At 37.0% G+C, this 20,153-nt stretch carries 23 protein-coding genes and 1 pseudogene; 14 read left to right on the top strand and 10 right to left on the bottom strand.

Annotated features, from left to right (window positions below; all coding sequences use genetic code 11):
- The first annotated feature begins 128 nt into the window (after positions 1–128).
- The 3 genes and pseudogenes from IQ228_RS05205 to IQ228_RS26455 form a co-directional block, all read left to right on the top strand.
- Positions 129–743, top strand: a complete 615-nt coding sequence (locus IQ228_RS05205; protein ID WP_027404529.1) for a CP12 domain-containing protein — start codon at positions 129–131, stop codon at positions 741–743.
- Between the two features lie 117 nt (positions 744–860).
- On the top strand, positions 861–2,309 hold the full coding sequence (locus tag IQ228_RS05200) for a Ni/Fe hydrogenase subunit alpha (RefSeq protein ID WP_193962342.1): 1,449 nt from the start codon (positions 861–863) through the stop codon (positions 2,307–2,309).
- 40 nt (positions 2,310–2,349) lie between these two features.
- A pseudogene (locus IQ228_RS26455) lies at positions 2,350–2,472 on the top strand (Uma2 family endonuclease); the annotation flags it as partial.
- Between the two features lie 132 nt (positions 2,473–2,604).
- Here IQ228_RS26455 and IQ228_RS05195 read toward each other — a convergent pair.
- The gene (locus IQ228_RS05195; protein ID WP_193962341.1) at positions 2,605–2,994 is read right to left on the bottom strand and encodes a pentapeptide repeat-containing protein; all 390 of its coding nucleotides are present in this window, start codon (positions 2,992–2,994) and stop codon (positions 2,605–2,607) included.
- Positions 2,995–3,353: 359 nt separating this feature from the next.
- Between IQ228_RS05195 and IQ228_RS05190 the strand changes: the two genes are divergently transcribed.
- The 5 genes from IQ228_RS05190 to IQ228_RS05170 all read left to right on the top strand — a co-directional run bounded on the left by IQ228_RS05190 (position 3,354) and on the right by IQ228_RS05170 (position 8,996).
- Positions 3,354–3,797, top strand: coding sequence for a hydrogenase maturation protease (locus IQ228_RS05190; protein WP_027404532.1), 444 nt, complete (start codon positions 3,354–3,356; stop codon positions 3,795–3,797).
- A gap of 106 nt (positions 3,798–3,903) precedes the next feature.
- Positions 3,904–6,657 carry a bifunctional acetate--CoA ligase family protein/GNAT family N-acetyltransferase gene (locus IQ228_RS05185; RefSeq protein ID WP_193962340.1) on the top strand — a complete coding sequence of 918 codons (2,754 nt, stop codon included), beginning with the start codon at positions 3,904–3,906 and terminating at the stop codon, positions 6,655–6,657.
- A gap of 117 nt (positions 6,658–6,774) precedes the next feature.
- The gene (locus tag IQ228_RS05180; protein WP_193962339.1) at positions 6,775–8,187 is read left to right on the top strand and encodes a glycosyltransferase family 2 protein; all 1,413 of its coding nucleotides are present in this window, start codon (positions 6,775–6,777) and stop codon (positions 8,185–8,187) included.
- Positions 8,188–8,547: 360 nt separating this feature from the next.
- The gene (locus tag IQ228_RS05175; RefSeq protein WP_027404535.1) at positions 8,548–8,775 is read left to right on the top strand and encodes a type II toxin-antitoxin system HicA family toxin; all 228 of its coding nucleotides are present in this window, start codon (positions 8,548–8,550) and stop codon (positions 8,773–8,775) included.
- The gene (locus IQ228_RS05170; RefSeq protein ID WP_193962338.1) at positions 8,772–8,996 is read left to right on the top strand and encodes a type II toxin-antitoxin system HicB family antitoxin; all 225 of its coding nucleotides are present in this window, start codon (positions 8,772–8,774) and stop codon (positions 8,994–8,996) included. Before IQ228_RS05175 ends, IQ228_RS05170 begins: the two co-directional genes overlap by 4 nt.
- A 33-nt stretch (positions 8,997–9,029) precedes the next feature.
- Here IQ228_RS05170 and IQ228_RS05165 read toward each other — a convergent pair whose 3' ends face one another.
- Complete coding sequence (locus IQ228_RS05165; protein ID WP_027404537.1) at positions 9,030–9,506, bottom strand: DUF29 domain-containing protein; 477 nt, start codon at positions 9,504–9,506, stop codon at positions 9,030–9,032.
- A 125-nt stretch (positions 9,507–9,631) separates the two neighbouring features.
- On the opposite strand from IQ228_RS05165, the gene IQ228_RS05160 reads away from it, so the two are divergent.
- The 3 genes from IQ228_RS05160 (at position 9,632) to IQ228_RS05150 (ending at position 11,236) form a co-directional block, all read left to right on the top strand.
- Positions 9,632–9,856 (top strand): DUF433 domain-containing protein, encoded by a 225-nt coding sequence (locus IQ228_RS05160; protein WP_193962337.1) that lies wholly within the window; start codon positions 9,632–9,634, stop codon positions 9,854–9,856.
- Positions 9,857–10,022: 166 nt separating this feature from the next.
- Positions 10,023–10,607 carry a hypothetical protein gene (locus tag IQ228_RS05155; protein WP_193962336.1) on the top strand — a complete coding sequence of 195 codons (585 nt, stop codon included), beginning with the start codon at positions 10,023–10,025 and terminating at the stop codon, positions 10,605–10,607.
- A gap of 143 nt (positions 10,608–10,750) precedes the next feature.
- Entirely contained in the window at positions 10,751–11,236 is a 486-nt protein-coding gene (locus tag IQ228_RS05150) for an N-acetyltransferase (RefSeq protein WP_193962335.1), read from the top strand.
- 72 nt (positions 11,237–11,308) lie between these two features.
- Here the strand turns inward: IQ228_RS05150 and IQ228_RS05145 are convergent, their stop codons facing one another.
- The 4 genes from IQ228_RS05145 to IQ228_RS05130 all read right to left on the bottom strand — a co-directional run bounded on the left by IQ228_RS05145 (position 11,309) and on the right by IQ228_RS05130 (position 15,608).
- Positions 11,309–11,806, bottom strand: coding sequence for a DUF3368 domain-containing protein (locus IQ228_RS05145; RefSeq protein ID WP_193962334.1), 498 nt, complete (start codon positions 11,804–11,806; stop codon positions 11,309–11,311).
- Positions 11,799–12,053 (bottom strand): UPF0175 family protein, encoded by a 255-nt coding sequence (locus tag IQ228_RS05140; protein WP_027404542.1) that lies wholly within the window; start codon positions 12,051–12,053, stop codon positions 11,799–11,801. Before IQ228_RS05140 ends, IQ228_RS05145 begins: the two co-directional genes overlap by 8 nt.
- Positions 12,054–12,260: 207 nt before the next feature.
- Positions 12,261–13,511 (bottom strand): DNA-processing protein DprA, encoded by a 1,251-nt coding sequence (locus IQ228_RS05135; protein WP_027404543.1) that lies wholly within the window; start codon positions 13,509–13,511, stop codon positions 12,261–12,263.
- A gap of 6 nt (positions 13,512–13,517) precedes the next feature.
- The gene (locus IQ228_RS05130) at positions 13,518–15,608 is read right to left on the bottom strand and encodes an ATP-dependent DNA helicase RecQ (protein ID WP_228043701.1); all 2,091 of its coding nucleotides are present in this window, start codon (positions 15,606–15,608) and stop codon (positions 13,518–13,520) included.
- A gap of 217 nt (positions 15,609–15,825) precedes the next feature.
- Here IQ228_RS05130 and IQ228_RS05125 point away from each other — a divergent pair, with 217 nt between their 5' ends.
- Together IQ228_RS05125 and IQ228_RS05120 are read left to right on the top strand one after the other, a co-directional pair.
- Entirely contained in the window at positions 15,826–16,050 is a 225-nt protein-coding gene (locus tag IQ228_RS05125) for an addiction module protein (RefSeq protein ID WP_193962332.1), read from the top strand.
- Positions 16,047–16,226 carry a hypothetical protein gene (locus IQ228_RS05120; protein WP_193962331.1) on the top strand — a complete coding sequence of 60 codons (180 nt, stop codon included), beginning with the start codon at positions 16,047–16,049 and terminating at the stop codon, positions 16,224–16,226. The genes IQ228_RS05125 and IQ228_RS05120 overlap by 4 nt, the downstream gene beginning before the upstream one ends.
- Before the next feature lie 205 nt (positions 16,227–16,431).
- Here IQ228_RS05120 and IQ228_RS27080 read toward each other — a convergent pair whose 3' ends face one another.
- From IQ228_RS27080 to IQ228_RS05110, 3 genes are all read right to left on the bottom strand, one after another.
- Positions 16,432–16,554 (bottom strand): hypothetical protein, encoded by a 123-nt coding sequence (locus IQ228_RS27080; protein ID WP_255549949.1) that lies wholly within the window; start codon positions 16,552–16,554, stop codon positions 16,432–16,434.
- On the bottom strand, positions 16,532–17,356 hold the full coding sequence (locus IQ228_RS05115) for an Rpn family recombination-promoting nuclease/putative transposase (protein WP_053540485.1): 825 nt from the start codon (positions 17,354–17,356) through the stop codon (positions 16,532–16,534). Before IQ228_RS05115 ends, IQ228_RS27080 begins: the two co-directional genes overlap by 23 nt.
- Positions 17,357–17,528: 172 nt before the next feature.
- The gene (locus tag IQ228_RS05110; RefSeq protein ID WP_193962330.1) at positions 17,529–17,675 is read right to left on the bottom strand and encodes a hypothetical protein; all 147 of its coding nucleotides are present in this window, start codon (positions 17,673–17,675) and stop codon (positions 17,529–17,531) included.
- 336 nt (positions 17,676–18,011) lie between these two features.
- Between IQ228_RS05110 and IQ228_RS05105 the strand changes: the two genes are divergently transcribed.
- The gene (locus IQ228_RS05105) at positions 18,012–19,106 is read left to right on the top strand and encodes a phosphotransacetylase family protein (RefSeq protein WP_027404548.1); all 1,095 of its coding nucleotides are present in this window, start codon (positions 18,012–18,014) and stop codon (positions 19,104–19,106) included.
- A gap of 51 nt (positions 19,107–19,157) precedes the next feature.
- Here the strand turns inward: IQ228_RS05105 and IQ228_RS27350 are convergent, their stop codons facing one another.
- Positions 19,158–20,081 (bottom strand): Ycf66 family protein, encoded by a 924-nt coding sequence (locus IQ228_RS27350; RefSeq protein ID WP_193962329.1) that lies wholly within the window; start codon positions 20,079–20,081, stop codon positions 19,158–19,160.
- Between the last annotated feature and the right edge of the window lie 72 nt (positions 20,082–20,153).

Raw genomic sequence — 20,153 nt, 5'->3', positions numbered from 1 at the left:
TTATAGCCCCCTCCTTGCTTGCGGGGAGGGGGTTGGGGGCGGGGTTCTTATATTTAACTCAACAGATAACCCCTATATCTTCTTTCTTCCTCCTGACTCCTGACTCCTATTTTTTTCCGAGGTGAATTATGTTAACAGCAGCAGATGTAATGACCAAAGATGTGGCAATGATTCGCAGTTCAGCAACAGTCAAAGAAGCAGTTGATTTAATGAAAGCAAGAGATTGGAGAGCATTAATTGTAGATCGTCGTCATGAACAAGATGCTTATGGAATTATCACAGAAAGCGACATTGTTTATAAGGTAATTTCCTATAGCAAAGATCCAAATAAAATCCGTGTTTATGAAATTATGACTAAACCTTGTATTGTCGTTAATCCAGAATTGGGTTTAGAATATGTAGCCAGATTATTTGCTAATCATCATCTCCGACGTGCGCCTGTAATTAGTGGTAAATTATTAGGAATAATCTCACTTACTGACATCTTAGCCAGAAGTAGTTGTTTAGAACAACCGCGCTCATTTTTATTAGAACAAGAATTACAAGATGAAATTAAAAAAGCTCGAATTGTTTGTGCAGAAAAAGGCATCAATTCCGCAGAATGTGCAGCCGCTTGGGATGTAGTAGAAGAAATTCAAGCCGAAATTGCCCACCAACTCGCTGAAAAACCTCTAAAAACTGCCTTTGAAGATTACTGTGATGAATATCCAGAATTCACAGAATCTAGGTTTTATGATTTGTAATCCGTAGGTTGGGTTGACGATAGGAAACCCAACATGATCATTATCGAAGATTTTGTTGGGTTTCACTTTGTTCTACCCAACCTACAATTGTTTATTATTACCAATTACAAATTAATTATGCAAACAATCATTATTGACCCCGTTACTCGCATTGAGGGACACGCGAAAATCAGCATTTATTTAGATGATGAAGGACAAGTAAATGATGCTCGATTTCATGTTACGGAATTTCGCGGTTTTGAAAAATTTTGTGTTGGTCGTCCGTTTCCAGAAATGCCGGGAATTACGGCGAGAATTTGCGGTATTTGTCCAGTCAGTCACTTATTAGCATCAGCCAAAACAGGTGATCGCATTTTAGCCGTCACAATCCCCAAAACAGCCACCCAATTACGCCGTTTGATGAATTTAGGGCAAATCATCCAATCTCATGCCCTCAGCTTCTTTCACCTCAGCGCACCGGATCTATTATTAGGCATGGATAGCGAACCCGAAAACCGCAATATCTTTGGTTTAATTGCCGCTGAACCGGAATTAGCCAGAGGTGGAATCCGTTTACGGCAATTTGGACAAGAAATCATTGAATTATTAGGAGGAAAAAAAATTCATCCTTCCTGGGCTGTTCCTGGTGGAGTTCGTGACCCTTTAACCACAGAAAATCGCACCCACATTCAGCAAAAAATTCCTGAAGCCAAAGCCACTGTAATTAGTGCCATAGCTTTATTTAAAACCCTATTAAAAACTTATGAAAAAGAAGCAAAAACTTTTGGTAATTTTCCGAGTTTATTCATGGGTTTAGTTAGTTCTGAAGGTTTATGGGAAACTTATGATGGACATATCCGATTTGTTGATAGTGGAGGAAACATTGTTGCTGATAATCTTGATGCTGCTAACTATCATGAATTTATTGGTGAAGCAGTCCAAGCAGATTCTTATTTAAAATCACCTTATTATCTTCCTTTAGGTTATCCCGATACCACAGATCATTGTCGTTTAGATAGTGGAATGTATCGCGTTGGACCATTAGCTAGATTAAATATTTGTAGTCAGATTGGCACACCTTTAGCAGACACAGAATTAAAAGAATTTCGTAGTTATGGAACCGGAACTGTTAAATCATCATTTTTCTATCATTATGCGCGGTTGATTGAAATTTTAGCATCAATTGAACATATAGAGATTATCCTTGATGACCCAGATATTTTATCAAATCGTCTCTGTGCTGAAGCTGGTATTAATTGCCTAGAAGCAGTTGGTGTTAGTGAAGCCCCAAGAGGGACATTATTTCATCATTATCAAGTTGATGAAAATGGTTTAATGTTAAAAGTAAATTTAATTATTGCTACTGGTCAAAATAACTTAGCCATGAATCGGACAGTTGCCCAAATTGCCCGTCATTTTATCCAAGGTGATCAAATAAAAGAAGGAATATTAAACCGAGTTGAAGCCGGAATTAGGGCTTTTGATCCTTGTTTGAGTTGTTCAACTCATGCAATGGGACAAATGCCTTTATTAATAGAAGTAGTAAATAACAATGGTGCTGTAGTTAATCAAATTTATCGTAATTAAGTATTTAGATCCCCGACTTCTTCAAGAAGTCGGGGATCTAGACTTACAAGGTAAATTTGGCTATCGTCACAAATCAATTATTCTCCCTAATGAGTCTGTCAAATTGCCATCTTTCCCGGAATTAATCTTAGATTTAACTAAAGTATTTCCAGGAAAAAATTAAGTTATAAAATTAAAATTTGCAAAAATTGAGAAAATGTGCTATTTTAATTGTCAAGTGATAGGCTAGGCTAACTATAACAATTTAAAAAAATACTAGTATAAGAATTAGCGGCTGATATAGCCGCACCAGTATCTATAGTTCACTCATACTTACACCTGCTGCAATAGGGTCAAAATTCTTGGGAAAATGGGTGTTATGATCACAGTCTGCCTTTTTTAAATGCGTCCCTTCTAGATTAGCTTGACGCAAATTCGCGGAAAATAACATTGCTCCACGTAAATCTGCATTTTGTAAATTAGCTTCACTTAAATCAGCAAAACTCAAATCACATCCTCGCAGATTTGCACCCCTAAGGTTGGCTCTACTCAAATCAGCATAGCTGAAATCAGAGCCTTTTAAATCCAAACTTTGTAAATTAGCATCACCTAATTCTGCTCTTTCAAAGTCTCTTTTTCCCATCATATATTCTTCTACAATCCTAGCAGCACTATTAATTGGTTGTTGAAAATTCACTTCAGGCATAAAACAGCCTCACAATTTATCTAAGAAGTTTAATGGTTTAATGGAAACCATCCAGATTCATAATATTATAACAAATAAGTCAGAAAATAAATGTCCTGTTCACATAAGTTAGTTTTGAAAATTTTTGTGTTTTCTCATAATGTACTCAAATTTTGCTCTTAAGTAGGTGAACACAATAAAACCAATCTATGTAAAGAAAAGTAAAATCGCCCAAACCCTCTTCACTCTTGCCTCTTGCCTTGCCATAACGACGATTTTCAATGCTAACCTACTTAGTCTCATATTCAAAATTAAGCTGAAACTGTATGGAACAAAATTTCCAGAATAGTTAACCGCAGATAAACACAGATAAATTAAAAATGATGAAAACTACAATAGTCATTGGCTATGGAAATGAATTACTCAGTGATGATGCTATTGGTCCTAGAGTAGCAAATCTCATCAATCTCTGGCATCTATCTAATGTCCAAGCTTTAGCAGTTCACCAACTCACTCCAGAATTAGCAGCAAATTTGGCAAATGTCAATTTAGCAATTTTTGTAGATGCTAGTTTGAATTCAGAATTGCAAAATGTGCAAGTAGAACCTATACTACCTAATGAATCTAGGATGATCATAGGACATAGCATTAAGCCTACATATCTTTTAGCCTTAACGAAATCTCTCTATAGTTATAGTCCACCAGCTTGGTTAATAACAGTACCAGGGGTTAACTTTGAATTAGGAGATTGTCTTTCACCAATAGCAGAACAAGGAATTAGTATAGCTTTAACAAAAATCATTAACATTATTAATAAAGGATAAAAAACTCCATTTCTCTTCCTCTCTGCGACTCTGCGACTCTGCGTGAAACAAATTCATACCTTCATTCAGCAAAATCCAAAATAATCACAAATTCATAGGAGTATGTATGGAAACACCTAACCAAAGAATTAGCAATAAAGTTTATGATATCGTTAATCCCCTAGATGCGATATTTATTCCCAAAACTGTAGCCGTAATTGGTGCTACTGAAAAACCCGGAAGTGTAGGAAGAACTTTGCTTTGGAACTTAATCACTAATCCCTTTGGAGGAACAGTTTTTCCGATTAATCCTCAGCGTCATAGCGTATTAGGAATTAAAGCTTATCCGACTATTTTGGATGCTCCCGAAAAAATAGATTTAGCCGTTATCGTTATACCAGCACAAACTGTACCCCAAATTATATCTGATTGCGTTAATGCTGGAATAAAAGGAGCAATCATTATTTCCGCTGGTTTTAAAGAAGCTGGAGAAAAAGGTATCGCTTTAGAACAGGAAATTATCCAACAAGCACAAAGAGGAAAAATTAGAATTATCGGACCTAATTGTTTAGGAGTAATGAATCCAATTTCTGGTTTAAATGCTACCTTTGCCAGTAAAATGGCGCGTCCAGGAAATGTTGGTTTTATTAGTCAAAGTGGAGCTTTATGTACAGCAATTTTAGACTGGAGTTTTCAAGAGAATGTAGGTTTTAGCACCTTTATTTCCATTGGTTCAATGTTAGATATTAGTTGGGGAGATTTAATTTATTATCTTGGTGATGACCCCCATACTAAAAGTATTGTAATTTATATGGAATCCATTGGGAATGCGCGTTCCTTCCTATCAGCAGCGCGAGAAGTGGCTTTAACAAAACCGATAATTGTGATTAAAGCTGGTCGGACACCAGCCGCAGCTAAAGCAGCCGCTTCTCACACAGGATCATTAGCAGGAAGTGATGCTGTTTTAGATGCAGCTTTTCGCCGTTGTGGGGTGTTACGAGTCAATAGTATTTCTGATTTATTTGATATGTCAGAAGTATTAGCAAAACAACCCCGTCCCCAAGGTCCCCGGCTAACAATTTTAACTAATGCTGGCGGTCCGGGAGTATTAGCAACGGATACATTAATTGAAAGTGGAGGAGAATTAGCAGCAATTTCTCCAGAAATAATGACTTCCTTAAATGACATTTTACCACCGCAATGGAGTCATAATAATCCTATTGATATTTTAGGGGATGCTGACCCCCAACGTTATACAAAAGCCTTAGAAATTGCGGCGCAAGATCCCAATAGTGATGGTTTATTAGTGATTTTAACACCCCAATCAATGACAGATCCTACCCAAACAGCGGCACAACTAAAACCCTACGCACAAATGTCAAATAAGCCAATTTTAGCTAGTTGGATGGGTGGTGCAGATATAGCCGAGGGAGAACAAATTCTTAACAATCAAGGTATTCCCACTTATGCTTATCCTGATACAGCAGCGCGAGTATTTAGTTATATGTGGAAGTCGAGTTATAACCTGCGCGGTATTTATGAAACTCCGGTTTTACCAACATTAATTTGTGATGTGAATACTCGCAATTGTGCTAAAGTGGAAAATATTATTCAAGCTGCAAAAACAGCAGGAAGAACAATTCTCACGGAATTTGAATCTAAGGAAATTTTAGCCGCTTACGGTATCCCTGTGGTGGCTGGTTGCATTGCGGAAACTGTGGATAAAGCGGTTGAATGTGCAGAAAATTTAGGTTATCCGGTAGTTTTAAAACTTTATTCTCAGACAATTACCCATAAAACTGATGTGGGTGGTGTGCAATTAAATTTGCAAAATGCAGAATCGGTAAAATGTGCTTTTCAAAATATTCAAAAATCCGTAAAAGAGAAAGCCAAAGCGGAAGATTTTTTGGGTGTAACTGTACAATCAATGATCAAAACTGATGGCTATGAATTGATTATTGGCAGTAGTTTAGATCCCCAATTCGGTCCAATATTATTATTCGGTGCTGGGGGACAATTGGTGGAGGTTTTTCAGGATAGTTCTATTGGCCTTCCTCCCCTCAATACTACCTTAGCCCGGCGGATGATGGAACAAACCAAAATTTATAAAGCTTTGCAAGGAGTGAGAGGACGGAAAAGTATTGATATTGCTGCTCTTGAACAATTAATGGTAGAATTTAGTCAATTAGTTGTGGAACAACCTGGGATTAAAGAAATTGATATTAATCCCTTGTTGGCTATTCCTCCCACTCCTATACATCCCGGAGGATTAATTGCTTTAGATGCCAGGATAGTTTTGCATTCTGCTGATATTCAAGAAAGTCAATTACCAAAATTAGCTATTCGTCCCTATCCTAGTCAATATATTAGTGATTGGAAATTGAACAATGGTACACCAATTACTATTCGTCCTATTCGTCCCGAAGACGAACCTTTAATGGTAGAATTTCACAAGACCTTATCAGAAGAAAGTGTTTATTTCCGCTATTTCCATCTCATTAAATTGAGTCAACGCATTACCCATGAACGACTAACACGAATATGCTTTATTGACTATGATCGAGAAATGGCTTTAGTTGCAGAATACCAAAATCCCGAAACAGAAAATAGGCAGATTTTAGCAGTAGGAAGATTAACTAAATTACATGGTAGTAATGCGGCAGAATTTGCTATGCTAGTTAGCGACAAATTTCAATATCAAGGCTTAGGGACAGAATTACTCCGCAGATTGCTAGAAGTTGGTAAAAACGAGAAAAGTTGCTGTATCTATGCTGATATTTTAGCTGACAATTCAGGTATGCAGCGAGTATGTGAAAAACTTGGGTTCCAAATCACAAATACAAGTGATGCAACAATATTGAGGGCAGAAATTAAACTTTAAATGGGGGTTGCTGAAAAAATTTTTCAGCAAGTTTTAATTAGGTAGCCAGTAATCTGTTACAGTATTAATCTGTAAATAAAAGCTACATAGCATAGATGTTTTTGAATTATGTAACCTATGCCGGCGAATTCCTGTCCTGAAAATGATGCTTATAACGGAAACTCTGATCCCCTTGACTCTATCTTTACTGACCTATCAGTAGATGAGGAATCAGAAGTAAGGACGGGTTCCGCGTCTCTACCACCAGGCCGATTTAAAGGACGTAGAGGCAAAGCTGCTCTAGTTTTAACTATAGTCTGGAGTGGTACTATTACCTTGCATTTAGTTTCCTGGGGTTCGATATTTGTCCTCGGACTGACAACAATGCTAGGTATTCATGCTTTGGGGATTATTTTTGCCAAACCCCGTCACCATTCCCAAGAGATAGAGGGGGATTTGCCTTTTGTCTCTGTGTTAGTGGCTGCTAAAAATGAGGAAGCGGTAATTGGCAGATTAGTTAAGAATCTGTGTAATCTGGAATACGGTAATGGTCAATATGAAGTCTGGATTATTGATGATAATAGTACAGACAATACACCCCAATTACTCGCCCAACTCAAGCAGGAATATCAACAACTCAATGTATTTAGGCGTGATTCTGACGCTATTGGCGGCAAATCGGGGGCATTAAATCAAGTATTACCACTGACAAAGGGAGACATTATTGCTGTATTTGATGCTGATGCCCAAGTTACACCGGATTTGCTATTACAAATAGTTCCTTTATTTCAAAAAGAACAGGTAGGGGCGGTACAAATGCGTAAAGCGATCGCCAATGCTAAGGAAAATTTTTGGACTAAGGGACAAATGGCGGAAATGTTGTTGGATATTTGGTTTCAACAACAGCGCACTGCTATTGGTGGTATCGGTGAACTCCGAGGTAATGGTCAATTTGTCCGTCGTCAAGCCTTGGCTAGTTGCGGTGGTTGGAATGAGGAAACTATCACTGATGATCTGGATTTAACTATCCGGTTACATCTGGATAAATGGGATATTGAATGCGTTTTTTATCCGCCAGTGGAAGAAGAAGGTGTCACCAATGCTACAGCCCTTTGGCATCAACGTAACCGATGGGCAGAAGGTGGTTATCAACGTTATTTAGACTACTGGGATCTCATCCTCAAAAACCGCATGGGGACAAGGAAAACCTGGGATTTGTTGATCTTTATGGTAACAATGTATATTTTACCGACAGCAGCAATACCAGATATATTAATGGCGATCGCTCGTCATCGTCCCCCCGTATTAGGTCCTGTAACTGGCTTATCTTTGGGAATGTCAGTAGTAGGAATGTTTGCTGGTTTAAAGCACGTTCGTTCCGATCAACAATTTAAACCATTTACCTATTTAATGGTACTTTTCCAAACCCTCCGCGGCAGTTTATATATGTTGCATTGGTTAGTAGTTATGAGTAGCACAACGGCGCGAATGTCTTTCCGACCAAAACGCCTCAAATGGGTGAAAACTGTCCATACAGGTGTTGAGAAATAAGGAAATAATCAACCGCAGGGCTTGCACTCATGTACATGGACTGCACTCAATTACAAGTAAGTAATTGGACAAAAATATTTACAGTCATTGCGAGGGAAGGGAAGCAATCACAACCCTTGGAATTGCTTCATTTCACTTCGTTCCATATGGCTAACGCCACGCAACGCTAACGCAATGACATTGTGTAATTAATTCTGTCTCACTACTTAAACCTGTGTTGTGGACAGAGTTTGAAGGGTGAAATATCAAAAATTTCATCCTTCATTTTTTTGTGATGAATCTTAATATTTATCTTCTTCATCCCCACATCTTGTATTGTATACTACTTGCGGTTAAATTAGTAGTGTATTAGTATGAGATATGTCCAAGGAAATCCGAGAATTAAAAAGCTTATTACTTCAAGCTGGGTTTACCTGTCGGACGGGGAAAGGCAGTCATACTAACTGGTATCATCCCTTACTTACTGGGAGAGTTACTATATCAGGTAAAGATGGAAAAGATGCTAAAGAATATCAGGAAAAAGATGTTAATAACGCTATCAAAAGAATAGAAGAAATTAAAAAGGTTCAAGAGGAAGAAGAAGAATGAATTATCATTACACGGTAATTATTCAGTGGTCTCAGGAAGATAATTGTTTTGTTGTCAGTCTACCTGAATGGGGGGAGTTTTGCCATACACATGGGGACACATATCAAGAAGCTTTAGAAAATGCTCAGGAAGTCTTAGAAATGTTAATTGAATCTTGTTTAGAAGATGGTGAACCCCTCCCAGAACCAAAAACTTTAGGTAAGTCTTTATCAGCAGCTTAATTTTTAGGAGACTTACACAAATGGTACAAAATTTCATCCTTCATTTTTTTGTATTGGCAACCAATCATCTAAAATTTGTTCTAGTGAACCAATGGGGATAATGGGAAATATGTCAATAGGAAGTTGAGAGCGATCGCTTGCTTCTAATCTAGCATCTTGATAACATTCATCAAATATTTCTAAAATGTAAGGTTTCAAACTAGGACTATCTTTAAGAGAATTCTTAATCTGTTTGCGAAATGTCCTAATTTCCCCTAGCCAATATCCTTGATTACGTTCTCTTTCACTATCCCAATATTTGAGTTTTAGTAGATGGACAAGCAGCTTAGTTAATAAACTTTCAATTGCTCGTTTCTCACTTCTACCCATAGTTTCTAATTCTTCTAATAAATTCTCTAAATCAACAGCGGAAAATTGTCCTGTGCGAAGTTGGTTAATGGTTGTTCTTATCCACAGGTAATAGTCTTGATCGTATAAGGTTTGAGTTGTTGGTTGTGTTGATGTAACCATATACTGGTGAGGATTTTACTATTTCTTTTATTTTAGGTTAATTTAGTGATTACTGTTATTAATTGAGTTGCAGATTTTACAACCTTGATTTATGCTGAAAACAAGAGTTTATGAAATCAGCTTATATGTCAAATTTACTGGCAAGAATTACAATTAATCCTAAACAATGTGGTGGTCGTCCCTGTATTCGGGGAATGAGAATTAGGGTATCAGATGTATTAGATTTGCTTGCTGCTGGTTTAAGTGCTGAAGAAATTCTAGAAGAAATGCCGGATCTTGAAGCTGATGATCTCAAAGCAGCACTTTTATACGCTTCACGAAAACTCAATCATCCAGTGTTAGTTGCATGATTATCTGGGTTGATGCACATTTATCACCATCTATTGCTACTTGGATTACTCAAACATTCGATTTTATAGATTAGCCCTTTTTTATTTATCACAAGTTTGCTAGATATGCTTGACTTATGCGTATACTATCTACTAATTTAGATACATTAGTTCAATAAATAGACTTATGAGCATAGTTAATATCACATTTGACTCAAATGTTTTTCCTAAAGTGGTCAATCCAAATCCAGATAAATTCCCAGATGAACAGGCTCTCCCAAGTTTCCAAATAATAAATTCATCCATTAAAAATGGATATGCAAAAGGTTTCTTGGCTGAGACAGTTTTTACTATAGAAGCTATTAAAAAGATAGACAGACATAAATTTTTTAGAAACTATAATCTACCCTATACAGTTACAGAATATATTGAGGGAGACATTAGAGGAATTAGATTGAATCTTGATCAAGATAATACTTCTCATCCTGGCAATAATACTTATAATCCCCACTTAACATCACAGTTCAATGATGCTTTGGAGTTAGGATTCAAAATCTTACCATGTAAAAGATTCGGTTGGATAGAAAATCCTGACTTAGAAAGTGAGTGGTTTATAAAATTAACCCATACAGAAATATCTCTTTATGAAGAAACATTTGGAGAAGTGGTTGATAAAATTAAGAATTGTTGCTGCGGTAGTTACGATTTAGAAGAAATTGGAAATCGCTATACTAGCGGTACGGAACATTGGATAAAAATTCTTACAGCATAATGCAAACGCCACAAAGCCTTTATTCAACAAAAAGCATAATTATCCTGTATATTTGTTTAAAATGAATTTTGGCAAAGTTATCAGCACATTTTAAATGAAGCTTAAAATCTGTTGACTCAATTAATAAATATGGATAAACTCAGATGTGTAAAGATACTGAAATCAACGCTTTAGATATGTCATCCCAAGAGGAAAACCCGCAAGGAGAAGTCAGTATTGATGACACTATGGATTGCGTAACATTCGAGTTGGAGGGTGAAAATCTCATATTTAAGAGAATCCCCAACAAATATGGTCAAGAAGGGATGACTTTTGGTCTTTTTCGAGAGGATGGAACTCAACTTGGAGAAAGTTTCTGTAGAGTAGACAGATTTAACAAACGAGCTTGGTACTTGGATACTATATACACTTTAGTAGAGTTTGAACGGCAGGGGTATGGCACGCCACTACTAGAATATACCTGTCAAGCACTCTGGCAAAGAAAGAAAACAGCTATTATTCTCGAGAGACCAGGAGACTCTATTGCTGCTGACGGCTTTAATCGAAAAGAATGGTATGAAAGACATGGGTTTGAGTCTTCACCTGAGCCTTTAACTTTTATGTCCCGCGACTATACTGAAAACGGCTGAGATTTGAACTTTTACAAAATAACAAAAAAGCTAGATGTGTAGGGGTTTAGCACTGCTAAACCCCTACCTATATTAAAATTCCCCAGCTTCTTTAAGTGCGAAATCAATCACTCGTTGACTTAAACGAATATTGTGATTGAGCATTTTTTCAATCGCAGTTTTGATAGATAGGGGATATCCTTCTTTTTTAGCACGTAGCAAAATTCCAATTGAACCCGTAACTGCAAGACCACTTAATCTAGCTATTCTTCTTCCTACCGCTTCATCTATACAGACTGTAGAAATATTTTTATTTAATGCTAATTGAATTACAGAAGCTTCTCCTATATCTAAAGAATTCAGAAGTATAGGAGAAATATTTACAGGAACACTTTGCTTTTTTAGCCAAAAATCCGCTTGAAATTCAGTTACACTCAAACCTGTTGTACCACCAATGAGTATTTCTTGAGAGACTTCAAAGGGAACAATAACATTTGTATATAAAGACTGTAAAACATTAAAATCCCCCATAGCAGCAACAATAGCAATTAAAGGAGAAGTATTAATCACAATTTCACTCGTGTTAGGCATTTTCTATATCTGATAATAATTCCTCTGCACTTAAATCAATTAATGGCACTCCATAATCATTTAATTTAAGAATAAAAGTTACTCTCTCTACTCCCAGTAACGCCGCAGCCATACCAGAAGAAAGGCGTTTCATTTCATATAATTTCACAGCCATTGCCCATTTTGCTTCTTGTTCAAACTGTTCTCTAGTTTTACCAACAGCATCAGGTAAAGTTTCAGGATAGTTAATTTTGAGTTGCAAAGACATGATGTATTGTACAGCAAAGGTTGATCAAATAATAACAAAGATCATGATTAACTCAAAGTATACGGCGATATCTGGGTTGTGGTGCGATTCCTAGGTCGCGCTTCGCTATCGCACCCTGAAATCAACTCAAAACTGAGAGCGATAGCTGCGCTCGCCGTAGGCATCGCCTACACTAGAAAATAGGTGTATGCCTTATTTTCTTATTGATTATAACAAAGAAAGTTGAGTATCTGCCTGATTAACCACATAAGCAACTCGCTTTTCTATTTTTGTTTTTATTATTTTCCCTTCATTTATAGCTCTTATTAACCAATCATCCATCTGTACTTTTCTCACTTGTAGAGAGTCCGCCAGAGATTTTGCATCCTGGGGTTGCTGTAAATGATTGAGAATTACAGGTAAAACGACATTATAAATATCTTTGGGAATAGTTGTTAAATCTTGTGGAATAGTATTAACATTCTGTTCTGGCTGTTTTGGCATTACTTCATTTTTTACAAGTTCAAAATCAGCAATATTTTTTGTTAACATTTGTCGCAAATTACTATTTTCAAATTCTGAAGGAAACGGTTTTGCACCTTGATTATATAATTGCTGATTTCCTTCTGGTACTGGAGATGACATTTTCACAAATACAGAAATTTCTTTCAGTTTAGATAATGCTTCTACTGCACCAAACCAAGTTCCACCTTTACCAAAAGTAGAATTAACAACTAGGGCATAATCTGCTAAACTATAAATATATTTATTCCGTCCCATCGCGTTACCTGTATTAAAACCAGCATCAGGATCATAGCTAGAAATTAAAGTTAATCTACCTTCTTGAATACTAGAACGATATTTACTATTTACTGCTGCTTTAGTCAAGCTATCAGCTAATACACCAACAGACGTTCCTCCATGATCCAAAATACCTAACATTGATTCTTGATCTATTCCCCTTGCACCACCAGAAATAACCTGTATGCTTTGTTGAGAACAAGTTTGGGCAACTCTGCGTGTGTAGTGAATAATATCCTCATCTACATCACGAGAACCTACAACTGCTAGTCCTCCTAAAGATAATAATTCTGCATTCCCAACCCCATAAATAATCGCTGGGGCTGAATGTTTCAATATTTGCTTAAAACGCTTGGGATATTTAGCATCACTGCGTCCCAATATCCATAAACCGCGACTTGTCCATTTTTCCACTGCTAAACTTAACATTGCACCCCGTTGTAATAAACCTACAAGCCTATCAGGATTAAGTTTATTATTAGTTATTTTTTGTAACTCTGCTTTTGCTGTTATTTCCAATAAATCTGCTGGACGCTTATGATTTTCTCGCAACCAATCTGTTAACAAGTTATATTCACCCAGAGTCAAGGGTAGCGGTTCAATTTGGCGATTTTGTCCAAAACTGGCACACAACAGCAAAATTGCTTGAGTATCTGGTGCTAGAACATGATTTAACATAATTTTCTAATCCGATTGACCTAATGAATTAAGAGCTAATGCTACAGGATAAACTAATCCACTTCCAGCATGACGCAAAAGTGCTGCAATGACAGTAAAAGTCCAACGGGAATCTACCATATCATCAATTAAGAATACATTACCACTCATGCCTTCCCAAGCATCAATTGCAAAAGATCCATCTAAATTATGAGCTTGTTGATAACTGTTACTCATATTTTTTTGTAACTGAGTTTGACGAATTTTGCGAACAATAGGTTTAAATGGTAAGCCTAATTCCCCAGCTACTCTTTGCGCGAAGTTAGGTACAAGTTTTAGACGATTTAAGGAAGGAACGCACGTTACCCAGGTGGGGAAAGGTTGAGGTTTCCAGCGTTGAATCATCTCAACAGTAGCCCGTACAAGTGCATCATCAAAATGATTATCTTGATATTTTCCACGCTTGACCAATTCGCCCCAACCTGCATCACCCCATAGAGATAATGTTCTTCCTGGTTCTGCTCTTAAATTGTCTCTAATGTTTCCAGAAAATTTATAATTTAGTAATGCTTGTGGTGGCCATTGTTTGCGCGGTTCAATAATTTGGTTACTCCGACGTAAATATAAAATTGCTTGATTTACAAATTCATCTGCAAAAGTTTCTGGTAATAATGGCTTACCCAAACATATAGCACATTTACCACATTCTTCTGGATTTGGATCATCTAATTCTGTTGCTAAAAAAGCCATTAAGCATTGTTGACTTTGCATATAATCTAACATTCGCAGTTGTTCTTGTCGGCGAATTTGTGTTAAAAGTTCAATTTTTTCAGTATTGTATTGATAATTTATTGGGTTAAGATACCATTTTGAAGATTGTTTACTTACAGGTGCAGGAAATTCCAGAGATAAAATTTTTAAAACTTTATCAATTTGTCCTCTTGAAAGATTGAGTTGCTGTTCTAATTGAGGAATAGAAAAACCATCAACAGCTTTTTCTAGTTCATTCAAAACTTTTTGTGTATGAATTTCTGGAGGAAATGCTGTATTAATGAAGTAATTATTAATTTCATCATCTTCATCACCACTCAAGAGAATACCATAGGCTGTTTCTAATGCTCTACCGGCTCTACCTACTTGCTGATAATAATGTACAACAGAACTAGGTCTTTGATAATGAATGACAAAACCTAAATCTGGTTTATCAAAACCCATTCCTAAAGCTGTAGTTGCGACTAATGCTTTAATTTCATTATTCAGTAATTCGTCTTCTAATCCTATGCGAACTTCAGTATCTAAATCTCCATAATAGGCTTTAGCATTGATACCTTGGGTCTTTAACCAATCAGCAACTCTTTGAGCATCCCTTACAGTTAATGCGTAAATAATACCACTTCCAGGTAACTGGGGCAAATGTTGAGCTAACCAAGCTAATCTTGCTGCTTGACTAGGAAGATAAATGTTTTGTAAACGCAAACTTTTTCTAGTTAAATCACCTCTAGAAATACGAAGATTTGCTCCTAATTGAGCTTTAATATCATCAACTACTCGGTTATTAGCTGTAGCGGTTGTAGTCAAAATAGGAATATTTTTGGGTAATCCTTCTAAAATTCTGACAATGCGGCGATAATCAGGACGAAAATCATGTCCCCAGTCAGAAATACAATGAGCTTCATCAACTACAAATAATCCAATTTTTTGAGATAATGGTAAAAGAATGTTTTCTCTAAATTCCTCATTAGCTAATCTTTCAGGGGAAATTAGTAGAATATCTACTTGATTTGCTAACAACTTTGTTTCGACAAATTTCCAATTATCTGTATTACTAGAATTAATTGTTTCGGCTTTGACTCCAATACGTTGTGCTGCTGTAATTTGGTTTCGCATTAATGCTAAAAGGGGGGAAATCAAAAGAGTACAACCAGCACCTTGATCTCGTAACAAGCGAGTTGCTAAAAAATAAACCAGACTTTTTCCCCAACCTGTGCGTTGAACGACGAGTAACCGTGATTTGTTCAGTAGTAAGTCTTCAATAGCTTCCCATTGTCCATCACGAAAATCAGCGTTTGGATTATTCAAAGCCTGACGTAGAAGAAATAATGCTTTTTCTCTGAGCATGGTTGTCTTATATGCTGAGTATCTACTTATCATACTGTTGTACCATAAAAGATAACCAACACTATTTATATTGGGGCAATTAATATATTTATGCTTACTATAAGGATGAAGCGATGTTTGGGATGTGATGCGATGCTTAAGATAAATCAATCTGTTGTGCGATCGCTTATCCTAGAAAATAGATGAATACCTTATCTTCCTATTGAGGTTAGTTAACATGGATATCAGTGTAACTTTAAATGAAATCAAAGCCCTGAGTATTGCAGATAGAATTCGGATTGTACAAGATATTTTAGAAAGTATCGCAGCAGAACAGGCTGATCCCGATTTAACAACAGCACAAAAACGAGAACTTGATCGTCGGATTAGTGATTATGAAACAAATCCAGATGATGTCATGACATGGGAAGAAATTAAATCGTCAATTAGAGGACAACAATGAATTATGTCCTAGTTTTTCGTCCAGAAGTTCGTGAAGAACTGGATGATGCGTATAATTGGTATCAAAGTCAGCAAACAGGACTTGGTGATGAGTTTTTAGACTGCGTGGATAATATGCTAAATCGGATTTGTCAAATGCCAGAATTCTATGCAGTTGTGTATCTTGATGTTCGATGAACAGTGGTGCGACGTTTTCCCTACGCTATATACTACCGAATTGTGTCAAGTCGTGTGATTGTGACAGCAATTTTTCACAGTCGAAGAGATCCAAAATCATGGCAAACGCGAATCTAAAAGACAGAAGTTAATCGTAACAGCCTAATTATTAATTAACAGAGTGCGATTCCTAGGTCGCGCTTCGCTATCGCACCCTCAAATTAACTCAAAGCATGAAGCGATAGCGAAGCGCTCCGTAGGAATCGCCTTCCGTGGGGTTAAAGTCGGTAATGCGATCGCAAAGTCTATCAATTGGTATAATTCGCTCAAATTCTTTTAATAGCTTCATAAGATAAACCAGTTGATTCTGCAATAATTTCTATAGCTATATTTTGCTCTTTCAATGCTTTGGCAACCTTCTCAATACCGGCCTTCTCACCTTCTTCAAAGGCTGTATCAAATACATTTTTCACTTCTAAATACTGGACTAAACTCTTCTTATATTGTTCATACTGCTCCACATTTAAGTGAGATATTTCCGCTATTTCAAACCCTTTCTGAAATATTGGTTCATTTAATATCACGGGTATATGATTAAAACTTTCTAAGTTCTTCAAAAAATACAGCCATTTATCAAAATGCGTTATTAATTCATTTTCTTGTTTATTGAATAACGGCATTTGTAAAAATTTAAAGTTTAACTTATCAAAGAAAATATCACCATCTTGATCTTTTAGACATACATCGCGCCTAAATTTAGATGTTGTATTTTCATCATACTCAAAATCTAAAATGGCGATAAAATAGACGGGTAGTAAAAAGAAATTCCAATCGCCTTTTTCTGATTGTTCACGAATGGGGAATGTGGAATAAAATAAGGCTCTATCTTTGAAATGCTTGATTTTTGCTTTTTGCATTTCCACAATAAACTTATCACCAGTTTTACTTTCGCAGTAAATATCAAATATGGCTTTACGTTCTGCTATGGTATCAGCTAGATTTTCCGGATTTTTAAAGGTTAATTGTTGAATTTGATGATGTATTGGTAGAAGTTGGTTGAGAAAATCCATGAGTAGATCTTTACTGCCTTCTTCTCCGAACAGTTTCTTAAAACCGAAATCTGTATAAGGATTAAAGTATTTTGCGGACATAACTACTCCTCCAAGATTATTTTAATGAAATACTCGCTGAATAACTATGTATTTAGAAAACTCTGTCTAAGTAGGTTGGCGTTGAAAATTGTCGTTATGGCAAGGCAAAAGGCAAGAGTGAAGAGGGTTTGGGCGATTTTACGTTTCTTTACATAGTTTTGTTTTATTGTGTTCACCTACTTAATATTTTCTGAATCAGAACATTAGTATCTAGAACTAGCTTCATGAAACTATCAGGAGATATACCTTCAGCTTGAGCAATTTCTAAAAGTGCTGCTTTTAGTTCTGGATTAATGGTAATAGTCAGGGTATCTTGCATATTTTATTAGCCAGCTACATACTTTATTGTACAGTATCTATCAAGCCTCGGATTACTGATTACGAAGCAAATCCAGATGATGTCATGACATGGGAGGAAATTAAAGCTTCAATATTATCGCTGTTGTATGATTACAAGCGTAAACTATTTATTTAAACAGATATTTTTATCTTGATCAAAATCCCTACAATAGCTACCACAGCTAGATTTATTCCTAGTTAATTTTTAAAATTTAGACAATTAGGATTGCTAAAGCTATTTACCTTCCCCAGAAAGCACTAAAATTAGTAGGCACCTAGCTGAGTTGTACAAACCTTTGAAATTAGGAGTGCATAAGTGCCAACACTTGCTAAATACTTGCTGGTTGGATCAGTTGAAGCTTACAGTGGCAAATCTGCAACAGTTTTAGGTTTGTCTCATCAGCTAAAACAAAAAGGTTTGGATATTGCTTATGGCAAACCTTTGGGTAATTTTGTCAAGACATCTGCCGGAACAGTAGTTGAAGAAGATGTCCAGTTCATTACTCATAACCTTAACCTGCCAGACAACCGCATTGCTCCCACCTTATTATCTTTGGATGAAATTACCGTCCAGAAACGCTTACAGGGAGAAGATACAACTAACTATCAACAGTTATTAGTACAGAAGTATTCACAAATACCAAAGAGTAATTTGGTAATTTTAGAAGGACCGGCTAACTTATCAGAAGGAAATTTATTTGGATTATCCTTGCTGGAACTAGCAGAAAAATTAGATGCTCCTGTACTCTTAATTAGTCGTTATCAATCACTAACTTCTGTTGAGGCGTTATTATTTGCTAAACAGCAATTAGGTAAACGGTTAATGGGTGTCGTGATTAACGAAGTCCCTCACGAACAATTAGAGTTAGTTCACACACTCTTACGCCCATTTCTAGAAAAACAGGGGATTTCCGTCCTCGCAACATTGCCCAAAAGCGATATCCTTCGCAGTGTGAGCGTCGGGGAATTAGTCAAGCAGTTAAACGCAGAAGTTCTTTGTCGGAGCGATCGCCTAGATTTATTAGTCGAAAGTCTGGCAATTGGGGCGATGAACGTCAACTCCGCCGTCAAATACTTCCGCAAACGTCAGAACATGGCAGTAGTCACAGGAGGCGATCGCGTTGAAATTCAACAAGCAGCCCTAGAAACATCTACCCAATGCCTCATCCTGACTGGACAACTGCCACCTCCTCCATTTATCCTCAACCGTGCCGAAGAGTTAGAAATCCCGATTTTATCAGTGGATCTCGATACCCTCACCACAGTAGAGATCATCGATCGCACCTTTGGTCAAGTCCGCGTCCATGAACCAATTAAAATAGAGTGCATTCGTCAATTAATGTCCGAGCATTTTGATATTGACTGTTTATTATCCCAACTGGGATTTAATCCAGCAGCAGCAATATCATAAATTACCCAGACTCCCTTGATTTATCAGAATCAGCAGCGTAAATCCCCTTAATTACTCCTCAACTGGTTTATTTAAAGGTATTTGTTCTGGCAATGCTTCCCCAACTGGTTTAACTTCCTCAACAGTCATATCAGACTTTTCGGCTGCTTCTGCCGCCAATAACTCCGATGTCACTGAATTTGGGGAACTTACTTCTGGCGCACTTGCCATGTCGCTAGTTTCTTCTCTGGCAATCACCACCTCAGTTTGAGTGATCTCTACCACAGTTTCAGTTTCTCCTGTGATAGACAACTCGGAAATCACCACCTCAGTTTGAGTGATCTCTACCACAGTTTCCTGTGCTGTTGGCGGAATTACCTGTTCTTCCTCTATGACAGTGGGTGGAGTTGGTGCTACTTCTACCACCTCCAACATAGAAGATTGAGCAAAAGTCTCCTCAGACGAAGTTTCAGTTGTAATTGCTGGGGTAGCAGTTACAGACTCATCTAGTAATACTGATGGTGGCGTTGCTTCAGTTCCATTTGTTCGCAAAATCTCTTCAGCAGTTTTAATTACAGGCTTTTTATTCACAGTCTGCTGTATTTTCGCCTTAGCACCACCAAACACACTAGCAACAAAGCTTGATAACTGTCCAAATTTTTCTTTTACAGAAAACTTTGACATTTGTTCTTGAAAACTCACCTTAATTAGCTCAGGACTGGGGAGAGGAGTTTGTTGTCCTGCGGGGGCAAGTTGTCGCCGTAATGAAAGGGTTTGTGCCACAAACCATACCAACATTGCCACGCTAGATACATGACCTAGTAACAGCCCCCCAGTAATTCGAGGTGCAAAAATCCATAACACTAAAGCGTAGAATAGCCCAACACCACTCCAGATAAAATCATTCTTGCGATGGATTTCTGGAAAAAAGAAGGCTGATAAATAAATGGCGAGACTGCCAAAACCGATTACCAACGCTAGAAAATAAGCCAGCATTTTTTAATCCTCCTTACTATTTAATTCGAGAAAGGGAACAGGGAGCAGGGGGTAGGGGTGTCTCTTATACAA

It is taken from the genome of Dolichospermum sp. LEGE 00246, assembly GCF_015207865.1.
GTDB classification, from domain to species: Bacteria; Cyanobacteriota; Cyanobacteriia; order Cyanobacteriales; family Nostocaceae; genus Dolichospermum; species Dolichospermum heterosporum.
This window is presented reverse-complemented; position numbering and strand designations above follow the sequence as displayed.